Consider the following 16,866-nt stretch of genomic DNA (forward strand, 5'->3'; position numbering starts at 1 on the left):
ATCAGTCCTGCGTCTCGATCGTCACTGTTTGCCGCAGCGTGCCATTCTGGCGGTCGTAGATGAGGATGCGGTTGTCCTCGGTCACGATGGCAAACCAGTCCGCCCCTTGGGTCACGGCGGTGGCGCGCGTGCCCGCAGGCATCGTGACGCTGTCGGGCAGGGCCAGCGTACCCGCCTCGTCGCCCCAGAAGCGGGTGACAAAGAGGCCGATCATCACTATGAGGCCGACAACCATCGTGGCGGTCAACAGCGTGACCAGCCGCGCCAGAAACTTCAGTGTGGCCGGGGCGACCGGCGGAGAGTTGTCATCCATGGGATTGGACCCGCTTGTTTTCCGGATCGGGGATGATCCGCCTCAGCGCCTTGATAAGGCGCTTGTCCGGGATGTGCCAGAGGCGGCGGTCCTGTCGCGCACGCGGCTGGCGCGGCTCTTGGAAGAGGGGGCGGTGCGGGTCAACGGCGCGGTCGTGACCGAGGCCAAGGCGCGGGTGCAGGCGGGCGACCTGATCGAGATTGCCATGCCGGAGGCGCGCGAGAGCCACATGATGCCAGAAGCCATCGCGCTCGAGGTGGTCCATGAGGATGACGATCTCATCGTCATCAACAAGCCGGCAGGCATGGTGGTGCATCCCGCGCCGGGCAGCCCCGAGGGCACGCTGGTCAATGCCCTGTTGCATCATTGCGGTGACAGCCTCTCGGGGGTTGGCGGGGCCAGGCGGCCGGGGATTGTCCACCGCATCGACAAGGATACCAGTGGCCTCTTGGTGGTGGCCAAGTCGGATGCCGCGCATCAGGGGCTGGCCGCGCAATTCGAGGCGCATAGCGTCGAGCGTCAGTATCGCGCCGTTGTTCACGGCGTGCCGGATGCGGGCGATCCACGGCTGCGCGGGCTGCCGGGGATCAGTTTCGAGGCTGGCAATGTCCTGCGCATCGCCACCCGCCTCGCGCGGCACAAGACCGACCGGCAGCGGCAGGCGGTCCTGTTCGAGGGCGGGCGACATGCGGTGACGCGGGCGCGCGTGATCGAGAGTTTCGGCACGCCCGCCGTTGCCTCGCTGATGGAGTGCTGGCTGGAGACCGGGCGCACCCATCAGATCCGGGTGCATATGGCCCATGCGGGCCATGGGCTGATCGGGGATCCGGTCTATGGCGGGCGCCGCAAGCTCAAGGAAAAGGCGTTGTCGCCTGCGGGCGTGGCAGCGGCGCAGGACTTTCCCCGTCAGGCCCTGCATGCGGCTGTGCTGGGGTTTACGCATCCGGTCAGCGGGGCCGCGCTCAGGTTCGAGGCGGAGCTGCCCGAGGACATGCAAGCGCTGCTCTGTGCCTTGCGCGCTGCGTGACAGCGGCGCAAGATCGCGTGACTTTCTGTCATAAAACGAGCGCCGCGACGGAACCATCCTAACTCTGCGTTAGTTACATCAGTGTAAGCACCTTGAAAGGGTGCCCGCATCTACCTAGTTGAATGTTAACGATGCAAACATCTGGAGGGACGACAGCGTGGGAAATTATAACAATCTGCCAGCCCCGACGCCGGAAGGCGGTCTCAACCGCTATATGCAGGAGATCCGCAAATTCCCGCTCCTGGAGCCGGAAGAGGAATATATGCTGGCCAAGCGCTGGGCCGAAGAGCAGGATACCGAAGCCGCCCACAAGATGGTCACGAGCCACCTGCGTCTCGCGGCCAAGATCGCCATGGGCTATCGCGGCTATGGGCTGCCGCAGGCCGAGGTGATTTCAGAGGCCAATGTGGGCCTGATGCAGGCGGTCAAACGCTTTGACCCCGAGCGCGGCTTTCGCCTGGCGACCTATGCGATGTGGTGGATTCGCGCCTCGATTCAGGAATACATCCTGCGGTCCTGGAGCCTTGTGAAGCTGGGCACCACCTCGGCCCAGAAAAAGCTGTTCTTCAACCTGCGCAAGGCCAAGGCCAAGATCGGCGCGCTGGAAGAGGGCGATTTGCGCCCCGAGGTGGTCAAGAAGATCGCGACCGATCTGGGCGTGACCGAGGCCGAAGTCATCAGCATGAATCAGCGCATGGCGGGGGCCGATGCCTCGCTCAATGCGACGGTCGGCTCCGAGGGCGAAGGTTCGATGCAATGGCAGGACTGGCTCGAGGATGAGGATGCCGACCAGGCTGGCGATTTCGAACGGCGCGACGAGCTTGACGCGCGGCGCGAGTTGCTGGTGCAGGCGATGGATGTGCTGAACGAGCGCGAGCGCGACATTCTCACCCAGCGGCGGCTGAGCGACGAGACTGTGACGCTCGAGGATCTGAGCGCCGAGTATGACGTGAGCCGCGAGCGCATTCGCCAGATCGAAGTGCGCGCCTTTGAAAAACTGCAAAAGCGCATGCGTGCGCTGGCGCAGGAAAAAGGCATGCTGCCCTCGGCCTGAGATCCCTTGGCGCGGGCGGTCTTTGCGCGTATCTCTCACTTGGCAATGCGTGCGGGTGAGGTGGCGGATGGGACCGGGTGAAAACTGGGCAAGCGGCGTCAGGCGCGCCGCTCTGGGCGGCGCGATGATTCTGCTCCTTGCGGCCTGTGCGCCGCGCGTGACCGCCGAGCGCGCGGCCCCGGATCCCAGCGCCACGATCCAGCCGGTCTATGTGGCCACGGGGCGCAAACTGGATCAGACCGGGCCCATCTTTGGGCTGGAGCGGCCCGAGGGGATGCGGTTTTTCCGTGCGGATGTGTCGGTGCCGCCAACCCATGCGCCGGGACAGATCGAATGGCCCGAAGGTCCGGCCGATGCCGCCACCGATTTTGTGGTAACCGGCACCGAGATCTTTGACGGGGCGGCTGCCCTGCACCGCGCCATGCGGCGCGACCATCCCCAAACGCGCGAGACATTGCTCTTCGTGCATGGCTATAACAACACCCTCTCCGAGGCGATGTATCGGCTGGCGCAGATCCAGACCGATTTTGACACGGCGATGCCGGGGGTTCTGTTTTCCTGGCCCTCGGCGGGGGATCCGCGCGGCTATATCTACGACCGCGATTCGGTGCTCTATGCGCGCGACGACCTGACGGCGGTGCTGCGCCAGTTGACCGGCAGGCCGGGCGACAAGGTGTTTCTGCTGGCCCATTCGATGGGATCGAGCCTCGTGATGGAGGCGCTGCGCAGCATTGCCCTGAGCGAGGATCGCGCTCTGCTCAACCGGATCAGCGGTGTGGTGCTGATGTCGCCCGACATTGATCCCGATGTCTTCGACCGGCAGGCCGAAGCGATTGGCCGTCTGCCGCAACCCTTTCTCATTTTCATCACCAAGGCGGATCGTGCCCTGTCGCTCTCGGGCTTCATCACCGGGCGCAAGCCGCGCCTTGGCATGATCGACCGCGCCGACAAGGTGCAGCGCCCCGATGTGATGGTGATCGACTTTACGGCGCTCTCGGATGGGTCAGGTCTCAATCATTTTGTGCCGGTGACCTCGCCCGCCGCGATCGACTTTCTGCGGGACATCATGGCAGGCACCAACGGTGTCAGCGGGGATTTCGTGCGGGACATGACGCTGAGCTTGCCCAAGCCCCGTGTGCTGCTGCCCTGAGCGGCGCGGAATTGACGGACCGCGCACAAGGCGTAAACTGAGCCGTGTCAGAGGAGCAAGGCGAGATGGCCGGTGGATGGGCGCGCGACGGCGCGGTGAGCGAACAGATCGAGGCGTCGATTTCGGATGAATTGGCGCGGCTCAAGGCGCGGCGCGGACCGCAGGGCGAGAGCCTGACCCATTGCGCGGAATGCGAGGAACCCATTCCCGAGGCGCGGCGCGTGGCCATTCCGGGTGTCAAGCTCTGCATCGACTGTCAGCAGGAACGCGACTCGGCCCAAGCCCCGCGCGGCGGCATCAACCGGCGCGGATCAAAGGACAGCCAGTTGAAATGAGGCATCGGCGGGGGGCGCTGCCCCCCGTGCCCCCCGAGGTATTTTCAGCCAGATGAAGGCGCTGGCGCTTCTTTATGGCTCAAATACTCATTCTTGCCGGGGCTGAGGCTCAGCCCTCCATCGCCTCCAGCTCGTCGATCATGCCCGAGATCATGCTGAGGCCCTTGTCCCAGAAGGCGGGGTCGCTGGCATCGAGGCCGAAGGGCGCCAAAAGCTCCTTGTGGTGTTTGGAGCCGCCCGCCTTGAGCAGGTCGAAATACTTGTCCTGGAAGCCGTCGGGGTTTTCCTCGTAGACCGCGTAGAGCGCATTCACGAGGCCATCGCCAAAGGCATAGGCATAGACATAGAAGGGCGAGTGGATGAAATGCGGGATATAGGCCCAGAAGGTCTCGTAGCCCTCCATGAAATCAAAGGCGTCGCCCAGGCTCTGGGCCTGCACGCTCATCCAGAGGGCGTTGATGTCCTCGGGGGTCAGTTCGCCCTCGCGGCGCGCGGCGTGGAGTTTGCATTCGAAATCGTAGAACGCGATCTGGCGCACGACCGTGTTGATCATGTCCTCGACCTTGCCAGCCAACAGCACCTTGCGTTCGGCCTGGGTCTTGGCCCCGTCGAGCATGCGGCGGAAGGTCAGCATTTCGCCGAAAACACTGGCGGTCTCGGCCAGCGTGAGCGGTGTCGAGGACAGCAATTCGCCCTGATCCGCCGCCAGACGCTGATGCACGCCATGCCCCAGCTCATGCGCCAGGGTCATCACGTCGCGCGGTTTGCCAAGGTAGTTGAGCATCACATAGGGATGCACGGTCGTCACGGTCGGATGGGCAAAGGCCCCCGGCGCCTTGCCCGGTTTCACACCGGCGTCAATCCAGCCCCGTTCGAAAAACGGCTGCGCCAGATCGGCCATGCGTGGATCAAAGGCGGCGTAGGCACCCATCACCGTGTCGCGCGCCTCGTCCCAATCGACAAGGCGTGTGGTCTCCATCGGGAGGGGCGCGTTGCGGTCCCAGACCTGCATCCGCTCCAGCCCCAGCCATTTGCGCTTGAGCTCGTAATAGCGATGCGACAGTTTCGGATAGGCCGCGACCACCGCATTGCGCAGCGCCTCGACGACCTCGGGCTCGACATCGTTCGAGAGGTGGCGTGCGGTCTGGGCCGTGGGCATCTTGCGCCAGCGGTCGATCACCTCTTTTTCCTTGGCCTGCGTGTTGTGGACGCGGGCAAAGGTGCGGATGTTCTCGCCAAAGACCCGCGCCAGTTCGCGCGCGGCGGATTCGCGCTTGGAGCGGTCCTGTTCGGTCAGAAGGTTGAGTGTGCCCTCGATGTTCAGGTCATCGCCATCCACGGTAAAGGTCAGCCCCGCGATGGTCTCGTCAAAGAGCCGCTCCCAGGCGTCGCCGACAACGCCCAGATCATGCAGGAATTTTTCCAGCTCATCCGAAAGCTGATAGGGCTTCATCGCGCGGATGCGGTCGAGCACCGGCTTGTAGCGGGCAAGATCGGCATTCTCGGCATACATCGCCGTCAGCGCGCCCTCGTCGAGCCGGTTGAGTTCGAGCGAGAAAAAGACCAGCGGCGTGGTCGAATTCGTCACCTTCTCCTGACAATCGGACATGAATTTCGCCCGCCCGCCATCGGTGGTCTGCTGGTAATAGCGCAGGCCCGCGTAGGACATGATCCGCCCCGCCGTGGTGCTGATCGCCTCGTCGCGGCGAATACACTCCAAGAGACCTGCCGCGTCGAGCGTGGCCAGCTTGCCTTCGTAATCGGCGGCGAAATCGGCGCAGGCCTTGTGCAGCCAGTCGAGGTCGCGCTTGAGTTCGGGCGCGGTCTCGGAGGTGTAGAGATCGCTCAGGTCCCATTCCGGCAGCTGTCCCAGGTTCTTGTTGCCAGAGCTGGCATTGGCATCGCGGACGGGAAACGGCAGGTTGAGCATGGGGCACCTCGTGTTGACATGGCCCAGACATAGGCCGGGGGGGCGGGGGCCACAAGGGGCGCGGTGCTTGCACTTCGTGTGCGGCTGGCTAGGGTGAAGCGCACTACGAGAGGGGACGCGCACATGAAGTTTGCACGATATGGAGATGTGGGTCAGGAACGCCCGGCGGTTCTGGACGATCAGGGGCGTTTGCGGGATCTATCGGGTGTGGTGCCCGATCTGGCAGGGGCGGTGCTTGCCGATCTGCCCCGGATCGACCCCGAGAGCCTGCCGCTCGTGGCGGGCAATCCCCGGATCGGGGCACCGGTGGGGCAGGTGGGCAAGCTGATCTGCATTGGTCTCAACTACACCGACCATGCCGAAGAGCTGGGCGTGGACGCCCCGCCCGAGCCGGTGGTGTTTCTCAAGGCGACCTCGGCCATTTGCGGGCCCAACGATACCGTCCGCCTGCCGCGCGGTGCACAGAAGGGCGATTGGGAGGTGGAATTGGGCGTGGTGATCGGCCGACGCGCCAAATATGTCACCGAGGCCGAGGCGCTGGATCATGTCGCAGGCTACACAATCGTCAACGACGTGTCCGAGCGCGCCTTTCAGATGGAGCGGGCGGGGCAATGGACCAAGGGTAAAAGCTGTGACACCTTTGCACCGATGGGGCCGTGGCTGGTGACGCCCGATGCGGTGGGCGATGTGCAGGCGCTCGATCTGTCGCTCGACCTCAGTGGCGCGCGGATGCAGACCGGCACGACGGCGCGCATGATCTTTTCGGTGGCGCATATCGTGGCCTATCTGAGCGCGCTGATGACGCTCGAGCCGGGTGATGTGATCGCGACCGGCACGCCGCCGGGTGTGGGCATGGGGCGCAAGCCGCCGCGCTATCTGACCGAGGGCGATGAAATGCGGGTGCGGATCAGCGGGCTTGGGGAACAGCGCTCGCCCGTAATGCGCGATCACTAGCCGAGGGGCGCCGCGCGCCGCCATAGAAATCGCAGAGCTGGCGCATCAGCCGCCCGCGCATGTCGGGCGTATCCATCAGCGTTTCGTGCCGTCCGCCGGGGACCGTTTCGAGATGCCCGCCGGGCCAATGCGCCATGCGGTCGATCACGCGCGGCACATCCACGATCTGCTCGTCGCTGCCCAGAATGGTGAGGCAGGGCAGGGATGGCGAGGGCTGCCGCGCCAGAATGCGGGTCTCGCGCAGCGCCTCGTGCAGCCAGCGCAGGCTGGGCCCGCCCAGCCCGAGTTCGGGATGGGCCTTCAATTGCTGCGCCATGTACTCATACATCTCGCGGTCATTGGTCAGCTTGTTGGTCTCGAACGGTTCTTCGAGCACGTAATGCGCGCCTGCGGTGCCGGGGGCGTAATGATGGCTCATCCCCAGCCGCCGACTGCCCCAGGACAGCGACCACGCCACCGGGCGCAGGGCCTGCGCCATCTGGATGCCCCACATCGGGCTGGAAAAGGCGCAGGTTTGCACGTCGAGCCCCTGCATCACCGCGCGCAGGCCGATGCAGCCGCCCATCGAATGGGCCAGAAGGTGCCAGGGGCGCGGCAGGTCAAGGCGCGCCGCCGCCTCGACCATCGCGGCCACGTCGCGCTGATAATCCGCGAATTCATGCACATGGCCTGTCATGGCATCGGTGGTCAGGCGGTCCGATAGCCCCTGACCGCGCCAGTCAATGACCATCGTGGCCAAACCGCAGCCCGCGAAATGTGCGGCGGCACGGCCATATTTCTCGATATATTCGGTGCGACCGGGAAAGAGGAGCACCGTGCCCCCCTTTGCATCCCGGTTCCAGAGGCCTGCCCGCAGGCGCACCCCGTCCGAGGCCAAAATCCACCATGCGCTGCCGCCCTCCGGCCCTTGGGCCACATCGTCAAAGAGCGGCGCCGCGTGCATCAGGCGAGCACGCTGCCCAGTTTCATCGCCATGCCCATATCGCCATCCACGCTGAGGCGGCCCGACATGAAGGCGGCGGCGGGATCAAGATCGCCCGCGAGAATCGCTTCGAACGTGTCGCGGCTGGCGCTCAGGGTCACATCGGTATCGTCATCGCCTGCGCGCGCGCCCCCTGCGTCGATCACGATGGAGCCTTCGTCCTCGATCACGAATTTCGCGCTTCCCTCCAGGCCCTCGCCACCCAGTTTCTCATTCAGGGCGGTTACGGCCGCGGTGATCACGTCGCTCATCTGCGCTTCCTTTCACATTTGCGATGCCGGGGCTGTGCAACCGGACAATCTGCGCTAAACTCTGCCTTGTTATGGGCGCAGCAATTCGCAATCTCAACCGTATCGTCGCGGCATTTTTCGCGATAGTCACGTTTTCCCTACCTGCGCTGGCAGAGCAGACGCGGCTGGATGGGCTGTTTGCCCAGCTTTCCGGGGCCGAAGCGCCCGAGGCGCGCAAAATTGCCGCAGAGATCGAACTCGAACTGTCGCGGTCCGGGTCGCCTGCGATGGATCTCTTGTTGCGGCGCGGGCAGGACGCGATCGAGGCGGGGGACATGACGGCAGCCATCGCGCATCTGAGCGCCGCGATCGATCATGCGCCGGACTTTGCCGAGGCTTGGCATTTGCGGTCGGTCGCGTTTTTCCGGCAAGAGCGCTATGGTCTTGCCCTGCATGACATAGAGCAGGCGCTGGCGATCGAGCCACGACATTTCAACGCGATCTACGGTTTGGGTGTTCTGTTCAAGGAACTGGGCCAGCCCGATCTGGCAGAAGGGGCGTTTTCGCGCGCTCTGGCTATACATCCCCATCACGAGGACGTAACCAAGGCCCGGGAGAGCGTTGCCCGGGATTTGGGCGGCGCGGATCTCTGACAGGATCAAGGAGCAGGGCGGATGTCCGAGCAGTCAAGAACCTTCGCGGTTCTGGGCCCGACCAATACCGGCAAGACGCATTATGCCATCGAGCGCATGCTGGGCTATCGCACGGGCATCATCGGCCTGCCGCTGCGCCTGTTGGCGCGCGAGGTCTATGACAAGATCGTCGCGGTGCGCGGACCCTCTGTCGTGGCGCTCGTCACAGGCGAAGAGCGGATCGTGCCCGAGCGCGCGCAATACTGGGTCTGCACCGTCGAGGCGATGCCCGAGGGGATGGGTGCGGATTTCGTGGCGGTGGATGAAATTCAGCTTTGTGCCGATCCCGAGCGTGGCCATGTCTTTACCGACCGCCTCTTGCGGATGCGCGGGCTGCGCGAGACGCAGTTTCTGGGCAGCCACACCATGCGCCAAACCATTGCCGCGCTGGTGCCGGGGGTGGAGTTCCTGAGCCGCGAACGCATGTCGCAACTGACCTATACCGGCCCGCGCAAGATCGCCAAGATGCCCGCCCGCAGCGCCATCGTGGGTTTTTCCGTGGAAAACGTCTATGCCATGGCCGAGCTTTTGCGCAGGCAGAAGGGCGGCGCTGCGGTGGTCATGGGGGCACTCAGCCCGCGCACCCGGAATGCGCAGGTCGAGCTCTATCAGAATGGCGATGTCGATTATCTCGTGGCGACCGACGCCATCGGCATGGGGCTCAATCTCGATATCAGCCACGTGGCCTTTTCCTCGCTCAGCAAATTCGACGGGCGTCGGATGCGCTATTTGCAGCCCAATGAGTTGGGGCAGATCGCCGGGCGCGCGGGGCGGGGGATGAACAACGGCACCTTTGGCGTGACCGGCGAGGCGCCGGACCTCGATCCCGAGTTGGCCGAGGCGATCATGGAGCATCGCTTTGCCCCCATCCGCAAGCTGGAATGGCGCAATGCGCGGCTACAATTCGGCACCACGGCCGCACTCATCGCCAGCCTCGAGGCGCGACCGGATCACGACTTGCTGGTTCGCGCCCGCGAAGCGGACGATCTGGGCGCGCTCAAGACGCTGGCGGAACAGCCTGACGTGGCACAGCGCGCGATTGGCGGCACTGCGGTGAAACTCTTGTGGGATGTGTGCCGCATTCCCGACTTTCGCGGCATCAGCGCCGCCGAACATGCCAGCCTGCTCGAGCGGATTTATTGCGATCTCACCGACTATGGCCGCGTGCCCGATGACTGGCTGGCACAGCAGGTGGCGCGCATCGACCGCACCGATGGCGATATCGACACGCTGTCCAAACGCTTGGCATATATCCGCACATGGACCTATGTCGCGCAGCGAAAAGGCTGGCTCGATGACGAAAACCATTGGCGCGGCGCGACACGCGCTGTAGAAGACCGCCTGTCGGATGCGCTTCATGGCGCGCTGACCCAGAGATTTGTGGATCGGCGCACCTCGGTTCTGTTGCGCCGGCTCAAGCAGAAGGAAGCCATGGTGGCCGAAGTAAACGATCAAGGTGATGTGACCGTCGAGGGCGAATTCGTCGGACGGCTCGAAGGGTTCCGCTTCATGCAGGACCGCGCGGCGGCGGGCAAAGAGGCCCGAACGCTGCAACAGGCGAGCGTTGCGGCCCTGGCCCCGCACTTCCATCTCAAGGCGGATCGTTTCTACAACGCCCCCGACACCGAGATCGACTTTACCGAGCAAGGCGGCCTCTTGTGGGGCAAGGAGGCGGTGGGCAAGCTCACGCCCGGTGCCGATCCGTTGAAGCCGCAGGTCGTGGCCTTTGTCGATGACGAGGCGGGCGCCGATGTGGCGGCCAAGGTGCAGCGCCGCTTGCAGCATTACATCGACCGCCGGATTGCCACGCTGTTCGAGCCGCTCCTGAACATTCAGCGCGACGAGACGCTGAACGGTCTGGCGCGGGGCTTTGGCTTTCGCATGGTCGAGGCGATGGGCCTGATCCCGCGCGGCGAGGTGGCCGACGAGGTCAAGGCGCTGGATCAAGAGGCGCGCGGTGCGCTGCGCAAGCATGGCATCCGCTTTGGCCAGTTCACGGTGTTTCTGCCGCTCCTGCTCAAGCCTGCGCCGACGCGCCTGCGTCTGGTGCTGTGGTCGCTGGCGCAGGGGATGGACGAGTTCCCCGAGGCGCCGCCGCCCGGTCTGGTGACGGTGCCGGCGCGCAGCGACGCGCCCAAGGGATATTTTACCATGGCGGGCTATCGCGCCGCGGGCGAGCGCGCGATCCGGATCGACATGCTCGAACGTCTGGCCGACATGCTGCGCAGCGAGGATACCCGCGCCGGGTTCGAGGCCAAGCCCGACATGCTCTCGATCACCGGCATGACGCTCGAGCAATTCGCGTTGCTCATGCAGGGGCTGGGCTACAAGGCCGAGCGCGGGGAGCGTGAAAAGGTCAAGCCGGTGGATCAGGCCATCGTGGATGCCCCCGCCGATGCCGCACAGGCCGTAGAGGCCGAAACGGCGGGCGATGTGGTTGCGGATATTCCCGATGAGGGGGTTGCCCCCGTCGCGGCAGAGCCTGTCGGCGAGGTCGAGGTGCCTGCCGCGCTCGACGAGACCCCTGCCGAAGAGCTGGCTCCCGGTGAGACACCAGAGGTCGCGGCCGCTGAGATCGAGGTCTATTACACCTTCACTTGGGCCCCGCGCGCAAATCGCCCCCGTGGCGAGCGCCCGGCGCAAGGCAGAGGGCAGGGCGGGCGCGGCCCGCGCGGCGCTCAGTCCGGTGACGGAGCAGCAAGCGAGGGTGCCGGCGGGCAAAAGCGGGACCGTCCGCACCGCCAGGGAGGCAAGCCGCGCGGCAAGCCCGGCAAGGGCAAACCGCGCGACGCCCGCGATGAGCAGCCCAAGACCTATGCCGCCAAGCCCGAGAAACGCAATGACCGGATCGACCCGGACAATCCCTTCGCCGCAGCACTGATGGGGCTGAGGACCAAGGGCTGAGGTCTTGGACGGACCTGCACCCAAGATCCGCCTCGACAAATGGCTCTGGCAGGCGCGGTTCTTCAAGACGCGCACGCTCTCGGCCAAGGAAATCTCTGCCGGGCATGTGCGCGTCAACGGTGTGCGTGCGACCAAGCCCGCGCAGGCGGTGGGGCCGGGCGATGTTCTGACCTTTGCGCAGGCAGAGCGGGTGCGCGTGGTGCGGATTCTGGAGCTGGGCACCCGGCGCGGCCCCGCGCCCGAGGCGCAGACGCTCTATGACGATCTGAGCGACCCGGTGACGCAGGACAGTGTTCCGCCCGCGCCCAAATTTGAGGGAAAAGGGCGCCCGACCAAGCGCGACCGTCGCAAACTCGACCTCAATGAATCGGGACCGCTTGATTGATCCGCCCCACTGGATTAGGTGAGGCGCAATTCGGCAAGAATGAGAGACGGCAATGACCTATATCGTGAACGACGCCTGTATCGCCTGCAAATACACCGACTGTGTCGAGGTCTGCCCGGTCGACTGTTTCTATGAGGGCGAGAACATGCTGGTCATTCATCCTGATGAATGCATCGACTGTGGTGTGTGCGAACCGGAATGCCCCGCCGATGCGATCCGCCCGGACACAGAGCCGGACATGGAAAAATGGGTCGAGTTCAACCGCAAATATGCGGAAATGTGGCCGGTGATCATCACCAAGAAAGACCCGCTGCCCGAGGCGGAAGAGCGCGACGGCGAGGCTGGCAAGCTCGAGAAATACTTCTCCGAGGCTCCCGGTCAGGGCGGCTGAAACCTGATTCGCGGCGCTCAGCCGTCAAAGCGGGCCGCGCGCGAAAACGTGAAGCGGATAAACCCTTGATTTGCGGGGGTGAATGACACGCACCAAAACACCGCCCTTTCATTGGGCGGTTTTTTGTGATACAGTTTCATGACAAGATCAAATGTGCCTGATATCCATTCACCCGCGTTGCTGCCCGGGGGTGGATTTCTCTGCGACAGATACACATATACCGTGGACCGCATTGGCCCTTGGCATGTGTTTTTGTGCGTCCGAGCTGGCAGCCCTGCGAGGAAGACCTGAATGTCGAAGACCAAGAAGTCCGAATTTCGCCCCGATGATTACGTTGTATACCCCGCCCATGGCGTGGGCCAGATCGTTTCGATCGAAGAGCAGGAAATCGCCGGCATCAAGCTGGAACTGTTCGTGATCTCCTTTGAAAAGGACAAGATGACCCTGCGGGTGCCCACCAACAAGGCCACGGAAATCGGTATGCGTGGGCTGTCCAGCCCCGATGTCGTGTCCAAGGCCATGAGCACGCTCAAGGGCAAGGCCAAGGTCAAGCGCGCCATGTGGTCGCGTCGGGCGCAGGAATACGAGCAAAAGATCAACTCTGGCGATCTGATCGCCATTGCCGAGGTGGTGCGCGACCTGCACCGCTCGGACGATCAGCGCGAGCAGAGCTATTCCGAGCGTCAGCTCTACGAGGCCGCACTCGAGCGTCTGACGCGCGAAGTCGCTGCCGTTTCGGGCGGTGACGAGGTTCTGGCCGCGCGCAAGGTGGATGAGGTGCTGGTGTCGCGCGCCGCGTGAACCACGCCACAAAGATTTGGAAAGGGCCGCGTTCTCGGACGCGGCTTTTTTCGTCAGTCAGGGCAAGAGGCTGATCAGCACCGCGATTTCCGCCAGTTGCTGCGTGGCCCCGAGGATGTCACCCGTCTGCCCGCCGATCTTGGCGCGGGCAATGAGGGCGATTGCACAGGTGACGATCCCGGCGGCAACAAGGGCGCCCAGCCCCGCCGCCCCGACAAGGCCAAAGGTCAGCGCCACCGCTATCGCCAGCCCCAAGAGGGCCGTGGTCCGCGGCGGACGGCCCTGCGCCTGCGACAGCCCATTGGCGCGGGCATGGGGCAGGGCGCACATGACCCCCGTCATCATCGCGCGCGACAAGAGGGCGGCCGCCAGAAGGGCGGTTGTCGCCGTGGCCGGGCTGGCCTCAAAGAGCAGCCAGAGCGCCACGCCGCGCGCGCCCAGCGACAGGACGAGCGCGATCACGCCATAGCTGCCGATATGGCTGTCCTTCATGATCTCGAGCCGTCGTTCGGGCGTCCAGCCGCCCCAGAGGCCATCGGAGGTATCGGCCAGGCCATCCTCGTGCATCGCGCCGCTCAGAATGATGGGCAGGGCCAGCGCGATCAGCGCCACAAGCGGTGTGGGCAGCCCCAGCGCCAGGGCCATCAAACCGCCCAGGCCCGCAATCCCGCCCAACACCAGCCCTGCCAGCGGATAGGCCCAGGCCGCGCGCGCGCCCCGATCAAACCGCCGCAGCGGCACCGGCAAACGGCTGAGCAGGCTCAGTGCAAGGGGCATATCCCTCAGGCGGATCAAGGCCTTGTCGTTTTCTGCCATGGGCGTGCCCTTTTTCATCTGGGGCGGGGGCTCTGCCTGCGATACAGAAAGGGCGGATCACAATCAATGAGGCTTTGCATGGTGCCCGCCTTCTCTTCGCTCTCGGATTTCGGCGCACTCTTGCGAGAGGCACCCGGCCCCGATGCGGCGGCCACGGGCGCCGCGCAAGCCCGCGATGCGCAGCTCACCAAACCCCCCGGTGCCTTGGGGCGGCTCGAGGAGCTGGCGCTCTGGTATTGTGGCTGGCGCGGCGATGCGCGGGCGCGGGTAAGGGCGCCACAAGTGATTGTTTTCGCGGGCAATCACGGGGTGGTTGCGCAGGGTATCTCTGCCTTTCCCGCCGAAGTCACGGCGCAGATGGTGGCCAATTTCCGCGCCGGGGGGGCTGCGGTCAATCAATTGGCGGCGCAGGTCGGCGCGCGGATGGATGTGGTGGCGCTCGATCTTGATCGGCCCACGGGCGACATCAGCCTCTGTGCGGCCATGTCCGAGGCAGAGGTCGTCGCCGCGCTCGACAGCGGTTGGGCGGCGGTCGATCCAGCCTCTGACCTTTTGGTCGTGGGTGAAATGGGCATTGGCAACACCACCTCTGCGGCGGCGATTGCGCTGGCGCTCTATGGCGGCGACGCCGTGGATTGGACCGGGCGCGGCACCGGGCTTGCCGACGGGGCGCTGGCGCACAAGGCGCAGATCGTGGCGCGCGCGGTGGCGGTCAATGACGCCCGCGGCGCGGGCGGGCTGGAGATCTTGCGCCGCTTGGGCGGGCGCGAATTGGCGGCGATGGCGGGGGCCATGGCACGGGCGCGACAGTTGCGCATTCCGGTGGTTCTCGACGGCTTTATCTGCACTGCCGCCGCTGCCTGTCTGGAGGTGCACTGCCCCGGGGCGCTGGATCATGTGGTGGCGGGCCATGTCAGCGCCGAGCCGGGACATGCGCGCCTGCTTCAGGAACTGGGCAGGGTGCCGCTCTTGTCGCTGGGCCTGCGTCTGGGCGAAGGGTCGGGCGGGGCGCTGGCCATCGGCGTGGTGCAGGCGGCGCTGGCCTGCCATTCCGGCATGGCCACCTTTGCCGAGGCGGGCGTGTCCGGGGCGTGAGGGCCGCATCGGCTTGACCCGCCTGCCGCCCCGGAATACTGATAAAAACCGTCGGATTATGCCGGAGCATCAAGCCCATGAGTGAAACCCTATTGCACCGCCTCGCCTGGGTCGTGGTCGCGCTCTGTCTCGCGCCCATCCTCGCGGCGGCGCTTGCGGCCTTTGCGGGGGATTTGCAGACATGGCGCGAGGTGCTGTCCTCGGTCCTGCCGCGCTATACCGCAACGACGCTGACCTTGGTGGCGATCGTTGGTGTCAGCACGGCGGTGATCGGATCGGTCACGGCCTGGCTGGTGACGGTCTACCGTTTTCCCGGTGTGCGAGTGCTGGAGGTGGCGCTGGCGCTGCCGCTGGCCTTTCCGGCCTATGTCATGGCCTATGCCTATACGCACTTCCTGGATCATCCCGGCCCGGTGCAGACCGCCCTGCGCGCGCTCACTGGCTGGGGGCCGCGCGATTACTGGTTTCCGGAGGTGCGCAGCCTGGGCGGGGCGGCCCTGATGCTGACCATCGTGCTTTATCCATATGTCTACTTGCTGGCGCGCGCCTCGTTCCGGCAGCAATCCGGCAATGCGTTCCTTGTGGCGCGCACGCTCGGGCGCTCGCCGATGCAGGCCTTCTGGCGCGTGGCCCTGCCGATGGCGCGCCCGGCGATTGCGGGCGGCGCGCTCTTGGCGATCATGGAGACCATCGCCGATTTCGGCACGGTGGCGTTTTTCAATGTCCAGACCTTTGCCACCGGCATCTATCAGGCGTGGTTCAGCCTGGGCGACCGGGCAGCGGCGGCGCAACTGGCGCTCTGCCTGCTCAGTTTTGCGCTGCTTCTGGCGGGGTTGGAGCGGGCAAGCCGGGGGCGGTCGCGCACCGCCGGACGCGGCGCGCGGTTCGAGACGATGGAGCGCCCCGAATTGCGCGGGCCTGCGGGCTGGGGGGCCTTTGTGCTCTGTTTTCTGCCGGTGCTGCTGGGGTTCATCATCCCGGTGATCATGCTGGGGGAAATGGCCATCGGCTCGGGCCAGAATATCCTCTCGGCGCGCTACCTGGGGTTCATGTCCAATTCCGTGCTCCTGGCCAGTGTGGCGGCGGTGCTGACGGTGGCGGGGGCGATCCTCGTGGGGTTTCGCGCCCGCACCCGGCCAGGGCGCAGCGCCCGCTGGTTGGTGATGGGGGCGGGTCTGGGCTATGCGGTGCCGGGCGGCGTGATTGCGGTGGGCCTCATGGTGCCGATGGCGGGGCTGGACAACGCCATTGACGCCTTCATGGACGAGACATTCGGCATCCGCACCGGGCTTTTGATCACCGGATCAATCTGGCTCATGATCATGGCCTATGTGGTGCGGTTCATGGCGGCGGCGCTCAACGCCTATGACAGTGGCATGGCGACGGTGCCGGGGCATCTGGATGCGATTGGCCGTTCCCTGGGTCAGCCGGGACCCAAGCTGTTGACACGGGTGCATCTGCCGGTGGCGCGCACTTCGGTTCTGACGGCGCTGTTGATCGTCTTTGTCGATGTGATGAAGGAATTGCCTGCCACGCTGATCCTGCATCCCTTCGACTTTCAGACGCTGGCAGTGCAGGCCCATCGCCTTGCCGCCGATGAACGTCTGTCCGAGGCGGCAGTGCCCTCGCTGGTGCTGGTGGGCTTTGGCCTCATTCCGGTGCTCATTCTTTGCCGCACGCTGGGCCGCGAGAGCATGGGGCGGCGTGCAGCCAAGATTGGCACGGCGATTTCGGCAGGGTGACGGAATTTTTAAAAAATTCCGGTCAGGAAAGTTTTAAACTTTCCTGAAACCAATGGTGTGCGGCC

Annotated in this window: 17 protein-coding genes; 12 read left to right on the plus strand and 5 right to left on the minus strand. The window is 65.0% G+C overall.

Translation table 11 applies throughout. The annotated features are described in order from the left end of the window. Position 1: 1 nt before the first annotated feature. A complete protein-coding gene (locus tag MVC20_RS10865; RefSeq protein ID WP_297541201.1) occupies positions 2 to 313 on the minus strand; it encodes a DUF6476 family protein in 312 nt (103 codons plus the stop codon). Here MVC20_RS10865 and MVC20_RS10870 point away from each other — a divergent pair. The 4 genes from MVC20_RS10870 to MVC20_RS10885 all read left to right on the plus strand — a co-directional run bounded on the left by MVC20_RS10870 (position 312) and on the right by MVC20_RS10885 (position 3,879). Continuing rightward, complete coding sequence (locus MVC20_RS10870) at positions 312 to 1,340, plus strand: pseudouridine synthase (protein WP_297541203.1); 1,029 nt, start codon at positions 312 to 314, stop codon at positions 1,338 to 1,340. The two genes, MVC20_RS10865 and MVC20_RS10870, sit on opposite strands and share 2 nt — an antisense overlap. Before the next feature lie 157 nt (positions 1,341 to 1,497). Further along, positions 1,498 to 2,394: an RNA polymerase sigma factor RpoH gene (rpoH, locus tag MVC20_RS10875; RefSeq protein WP_297541206.1), complete on the plus strand. Its 897-nt coding sequence runs from the start codon at positions 1,498 to 1,500 to the stop codon at positions 2,392 to 2,394. A gap of 124 nt (positions 2,395 to 2,518) precedes the next feature. Beyond that, positions 2,519 to 3,544, plus strand: coding sequence for an alpha/beta fold hydrolase (locus tag MVC20_RS10880; RefSeq protein WP_297541208.1), 1,026 nt, complete (start codon positions 2,519 to 2,521; stop codon positions 3,542 to 3,544). A 65-nt stretch (positions 3,545 to 3,609) separates the two neighbouring features. Further along, complete coding sequence (locus MVC20_RS10885) at positions 3,610 to 3,879, plus strand: DksA/TraR family C4-type zinc finger protein (RefSeq protein WP_297541452.1); 270 nt, start codon at positions 3,610 to 3,612, stop codon at positions 3,877 to 3,879. A gap of 109 nt (positions 3,880 to 3,988) precedes the next feature. Here MVC20_RS10885 and MVC20_RS10890 read toward each other — a convergent pair whose 3' ends face one another. Next, the gene (locus MVC20_RS10890) at positions 3,989 to 5,809 is read right to left on the minus strand and encodes a M3 family oligoendopeptidase (RefSeq protein ID WP_297541210.1); all 1,821 of its coding nucleotides are present in this window, start codon (positions 5,807 to 5,809) and stop codon (positions 3,989 to 3,991) included. Between the two features lie 123 nt (positions 5,810 to 5,932). Between MVC20_RS10890 and MVC20_RS10895 the strand changes: the two genes are divergently transcribed. Further along, the gene (locus MVC20_RS10895; protein ID WP_297541212.1) at positions 5,933 to 6,763 is read left to right on the plus strand and encodes a fumarylacetoacetate hydrolase family protein; all 831 of its coding nucleotides are present in this window, start codon (positions 5,933 to 5,935) and stop codon (positions 6,761 to 6,763) included. Here MVC20_RS10895 and MVC20_RS10900 read toward each other — a convergent pair. Next, positions 6,717 to 7,706, minus strand: a complete 990-nt coding sequence (locus MVC20_RS10900; protein WP_297541214.1) for an alpha/beta hydrolase — start codon at positions 7,704 to 7,706, stop codon at positions 6,717 to 6,719. The genes MVC20_RS10895 and MVC20_RS10900 overlap by 47 nt on opposite strands. Next, the gene (locus MVC20_RS10905; RefSeq protein WP_037272726.1) at positions 7,706 to 7,996 is read right to left on the minus strand and encodes an SCP2 sterol-binding domain-containing protein; all 291 of its coding nucleotides are present in this window, start codon (positions 7,994 to 7,996) and stop codon (positions 7,706 to 7,708) included. Before MVC20_RS10905 ends, MVC20_RS10900 begins: the two co-directional genes overlap by 1 nt. Positions 7,997 to 8,067: 71 nt before the next feature. Here MVC20_RS10905 and MVC20_RS10910 point away from each other — a divergent pair, with 71 nt between their 5' ends. From MVC20_RS10910 to MVC20_RS10930, 5 genes are all read left to right on the plus strand, one after another. Then, a complete protein-coding gene (locus MVC20_RS10910; RefSeq protein ID WP_297541218.1) occupies positions 8,068 to 8,628 on the plus strand; it encodes a tetratricopeptide repeat protein in 561 nt (186 codons plus the stop codon). A gap of 21 nt (positions 8,629 to 8,649) precedes the next feature. Next, on the plus strand, positions 8,650 to 11,571 hold the full coding sequence (locus tag MVC20_RS10915; protein WP_297541220.1) for a helicase-related protein: 2,922 nt from the start codon (positions 8,650 to 8,652) through the stop codon (positions 11,569 to 11,571). Positions 11,572 to 11,575: 4 nt separating this feature from the next. Further along, complete coding sequence (locus tag MVC20_RS10920; protein WP_297541222.1) at positions 11,576 to 11,956, plus strand: RNA-binding S4 domain-containing protein; 381 nt, start codon at positions 11,576 to 11,578, stop codon at positions 11,954 to 11,956. 52 nt (positions 11,957 to 12,008) lie between these two features. Beyond that, positions 12,009 to 12,347, plus strand: coding sequence for a ferredoxin FdxA (gene fdxA / locus MVC20_RS10925; protein WP_297541224.1), 339 nt, complete (start codon positions 12,009 to 12,011; stop codon positions 12,345 to 12,347). A 291-nt stretch (positions 12,348 to 12,638) separates the two neighbouring features. Beyond that, positions 12,639 to 13,148: a CarD family transcriptional regulator gene (locus tag MVC20_RS10930; RefSeq protein WP_297541226.1), complete on the plus strand. Its 510-nt coding sequence runs from the start codon at positions 12,639 to 12,641 to the stop codon at positions 13,146 to 13,148. Between the two features lie 57 nt (positions 13,149 to 13,205). Here MVC20_RS10930 and cobS read toward each other — a convergent pair whose 3' ends face one another. Further along, positions 13,206 to 13,964 carry an adenosylcobinamide-GDP ribazoletransferase gene (cobS, locus tag MVC20_RS10935; protein ID WP_297541228.1) on the minus strand — a complete coding sequence of 253 codons (759 nt, stop codon included), beginning with the start codon at positions 13,962 to 13,964 and terminating at the stop codon, positions 13,206 to 13,208. Positions 13,965 to 14,042: 78 nt separating this feature from the next. On the opposite strand from cobS, the gene cobT reads away from it, so the two are divergent. Beyond that, positions 14,043 to 15,059, plus strand: coding sequence for a nicotinate-nucleotide--dimethylbenzimidazole phosphoribosyltransferase (gene cobT / locus MVC20_RS10940; protein ID WP_297541230.1), 1,017 nt, complete (start codon positions 14,043 to 14,045; stop codon positions 15,057 to 15,059). A 77-nt stretch (positions 15,060 to 15,136) separates the two neighbouring features. Beyond that, entirely contained in the window at positions 15,137 to 16,801 is a 1,665-nt protein-coding gene (locus MVC20_RS10945) for an iron ABC transporter permease (RefSeq protein WP_297541232.1), read from the plus strand. Positions 16,802 to 16,866: the final 65 nt, after the last annotated feature.

It is taken from the genome of Roseovarius sp., from assembly GCF_027019125.1.
Classification (GTDB): domain Bacteria; phylum Pseudomonadota; class Alphaproteobacteria; order Rhodobacterales; family Rhodobacteraceae; genus Roseovarius.

Coding starts and splice junctions, on each gene's coding strand:
- MVC20_RS10870 (WP_297541203.1), top strand. CDS start 312: ATGGGATTGGACCCGCTTGTTTTCCGGATCGGGGATGATCCGCCTCAG.
- MVC20_RS10865 (WP_297541201.1), bottom strand. CDS start 313: ATGGATGACAACTCTCCGCCGGTCGCCCCGGCCACACTGAAGTTTCTG.
- MVC20_RS10880 (WP_297541208.1), top strand. CDS start 2,519: ATGATTCTGCTCCTTGCGGCCTGTGCGCCGCGCGTGACCGCCGAGCGC.
- MVC20_RS10885 (WP_297541452.1), top strand. CDS start 3,610: ATGGCCGGTGGATGGGCGCGCGACGGCGCGGTGAGCGAACAGATCGAG.
- MVC20_RS10890 (WP_297541210.1), bottom strand. CDS start 5,809: ATGCTCAACCTGCCGTTTCCCGTCCGCGATGCCAATGCCAGCTCTGGC.
- MVC20_RS10895 (WP_297541212.1), top strand. CDS start 5,933: ATGAAGTTTGCACGATATGGAGATGTGGGTCAGGAACGCCCGGCGGTT.
- MVC20_RS10900 (WP_297541214.1), bottom strand. CDS start 7,706: ATGCACGCGGCGCCGCTCTTTGACGATGTGGCCCAAGGGCCGGAGGGC.
- MVC20_RS10905 (WP_037272726.1), bottom strand. CDS start 7,996: ATGAGCGACGTGATCACCGCGGCCGTAACCGCCCTGAATGAGAAACTG.
- MVC20_RS10910 (WP_297541218.1), top strand. CDS start 8,068: ATGGGCGCAGCAATTCGCAATCTCAACCGTATCGTCGCGGCATTTTTC.
- MVC20_RS10915 (WP_297541220.1), top strand. CDS start 8,650: ATGTCCGAGCAGTCAAGAACCTTCGCGGTTCTGGGCCCGACCAATACC.
- fdxA (WP_297541224.1), top strand. CDS start 12,009: ATGACCTATATCGTGAACGACGCCTGTATCGCCTGCAAATACACCGAC.
- MVC20_RS10930 (WP_297541226.1), top strand. CDS start 12,639: ATGTCGAAGACCAAGAAGTCCGAATTTCGCCCCGATGATTACGTTGTA.
- cobS (WP_297541228.1), bottom strand. CDS start 13,964: ATGGCAGAAAACGACAAGGCCTTGATCCGCCTGAGGGATATGCCCCTT.
- cobT (WP_297541230.1), top strand. CDS start 14,043: ATGGTGCCCGCCTTCTCTTCGCTCTCGGATTTCGGCGCACTCTTGCGA.
- MVC20_RS10945 (WP_297541232.1), top strand. CDS start 15,137: ATGAGTGAAACCCTATTGCACCGCCTCGCCTGGGTCGTGGTCGCGCTC.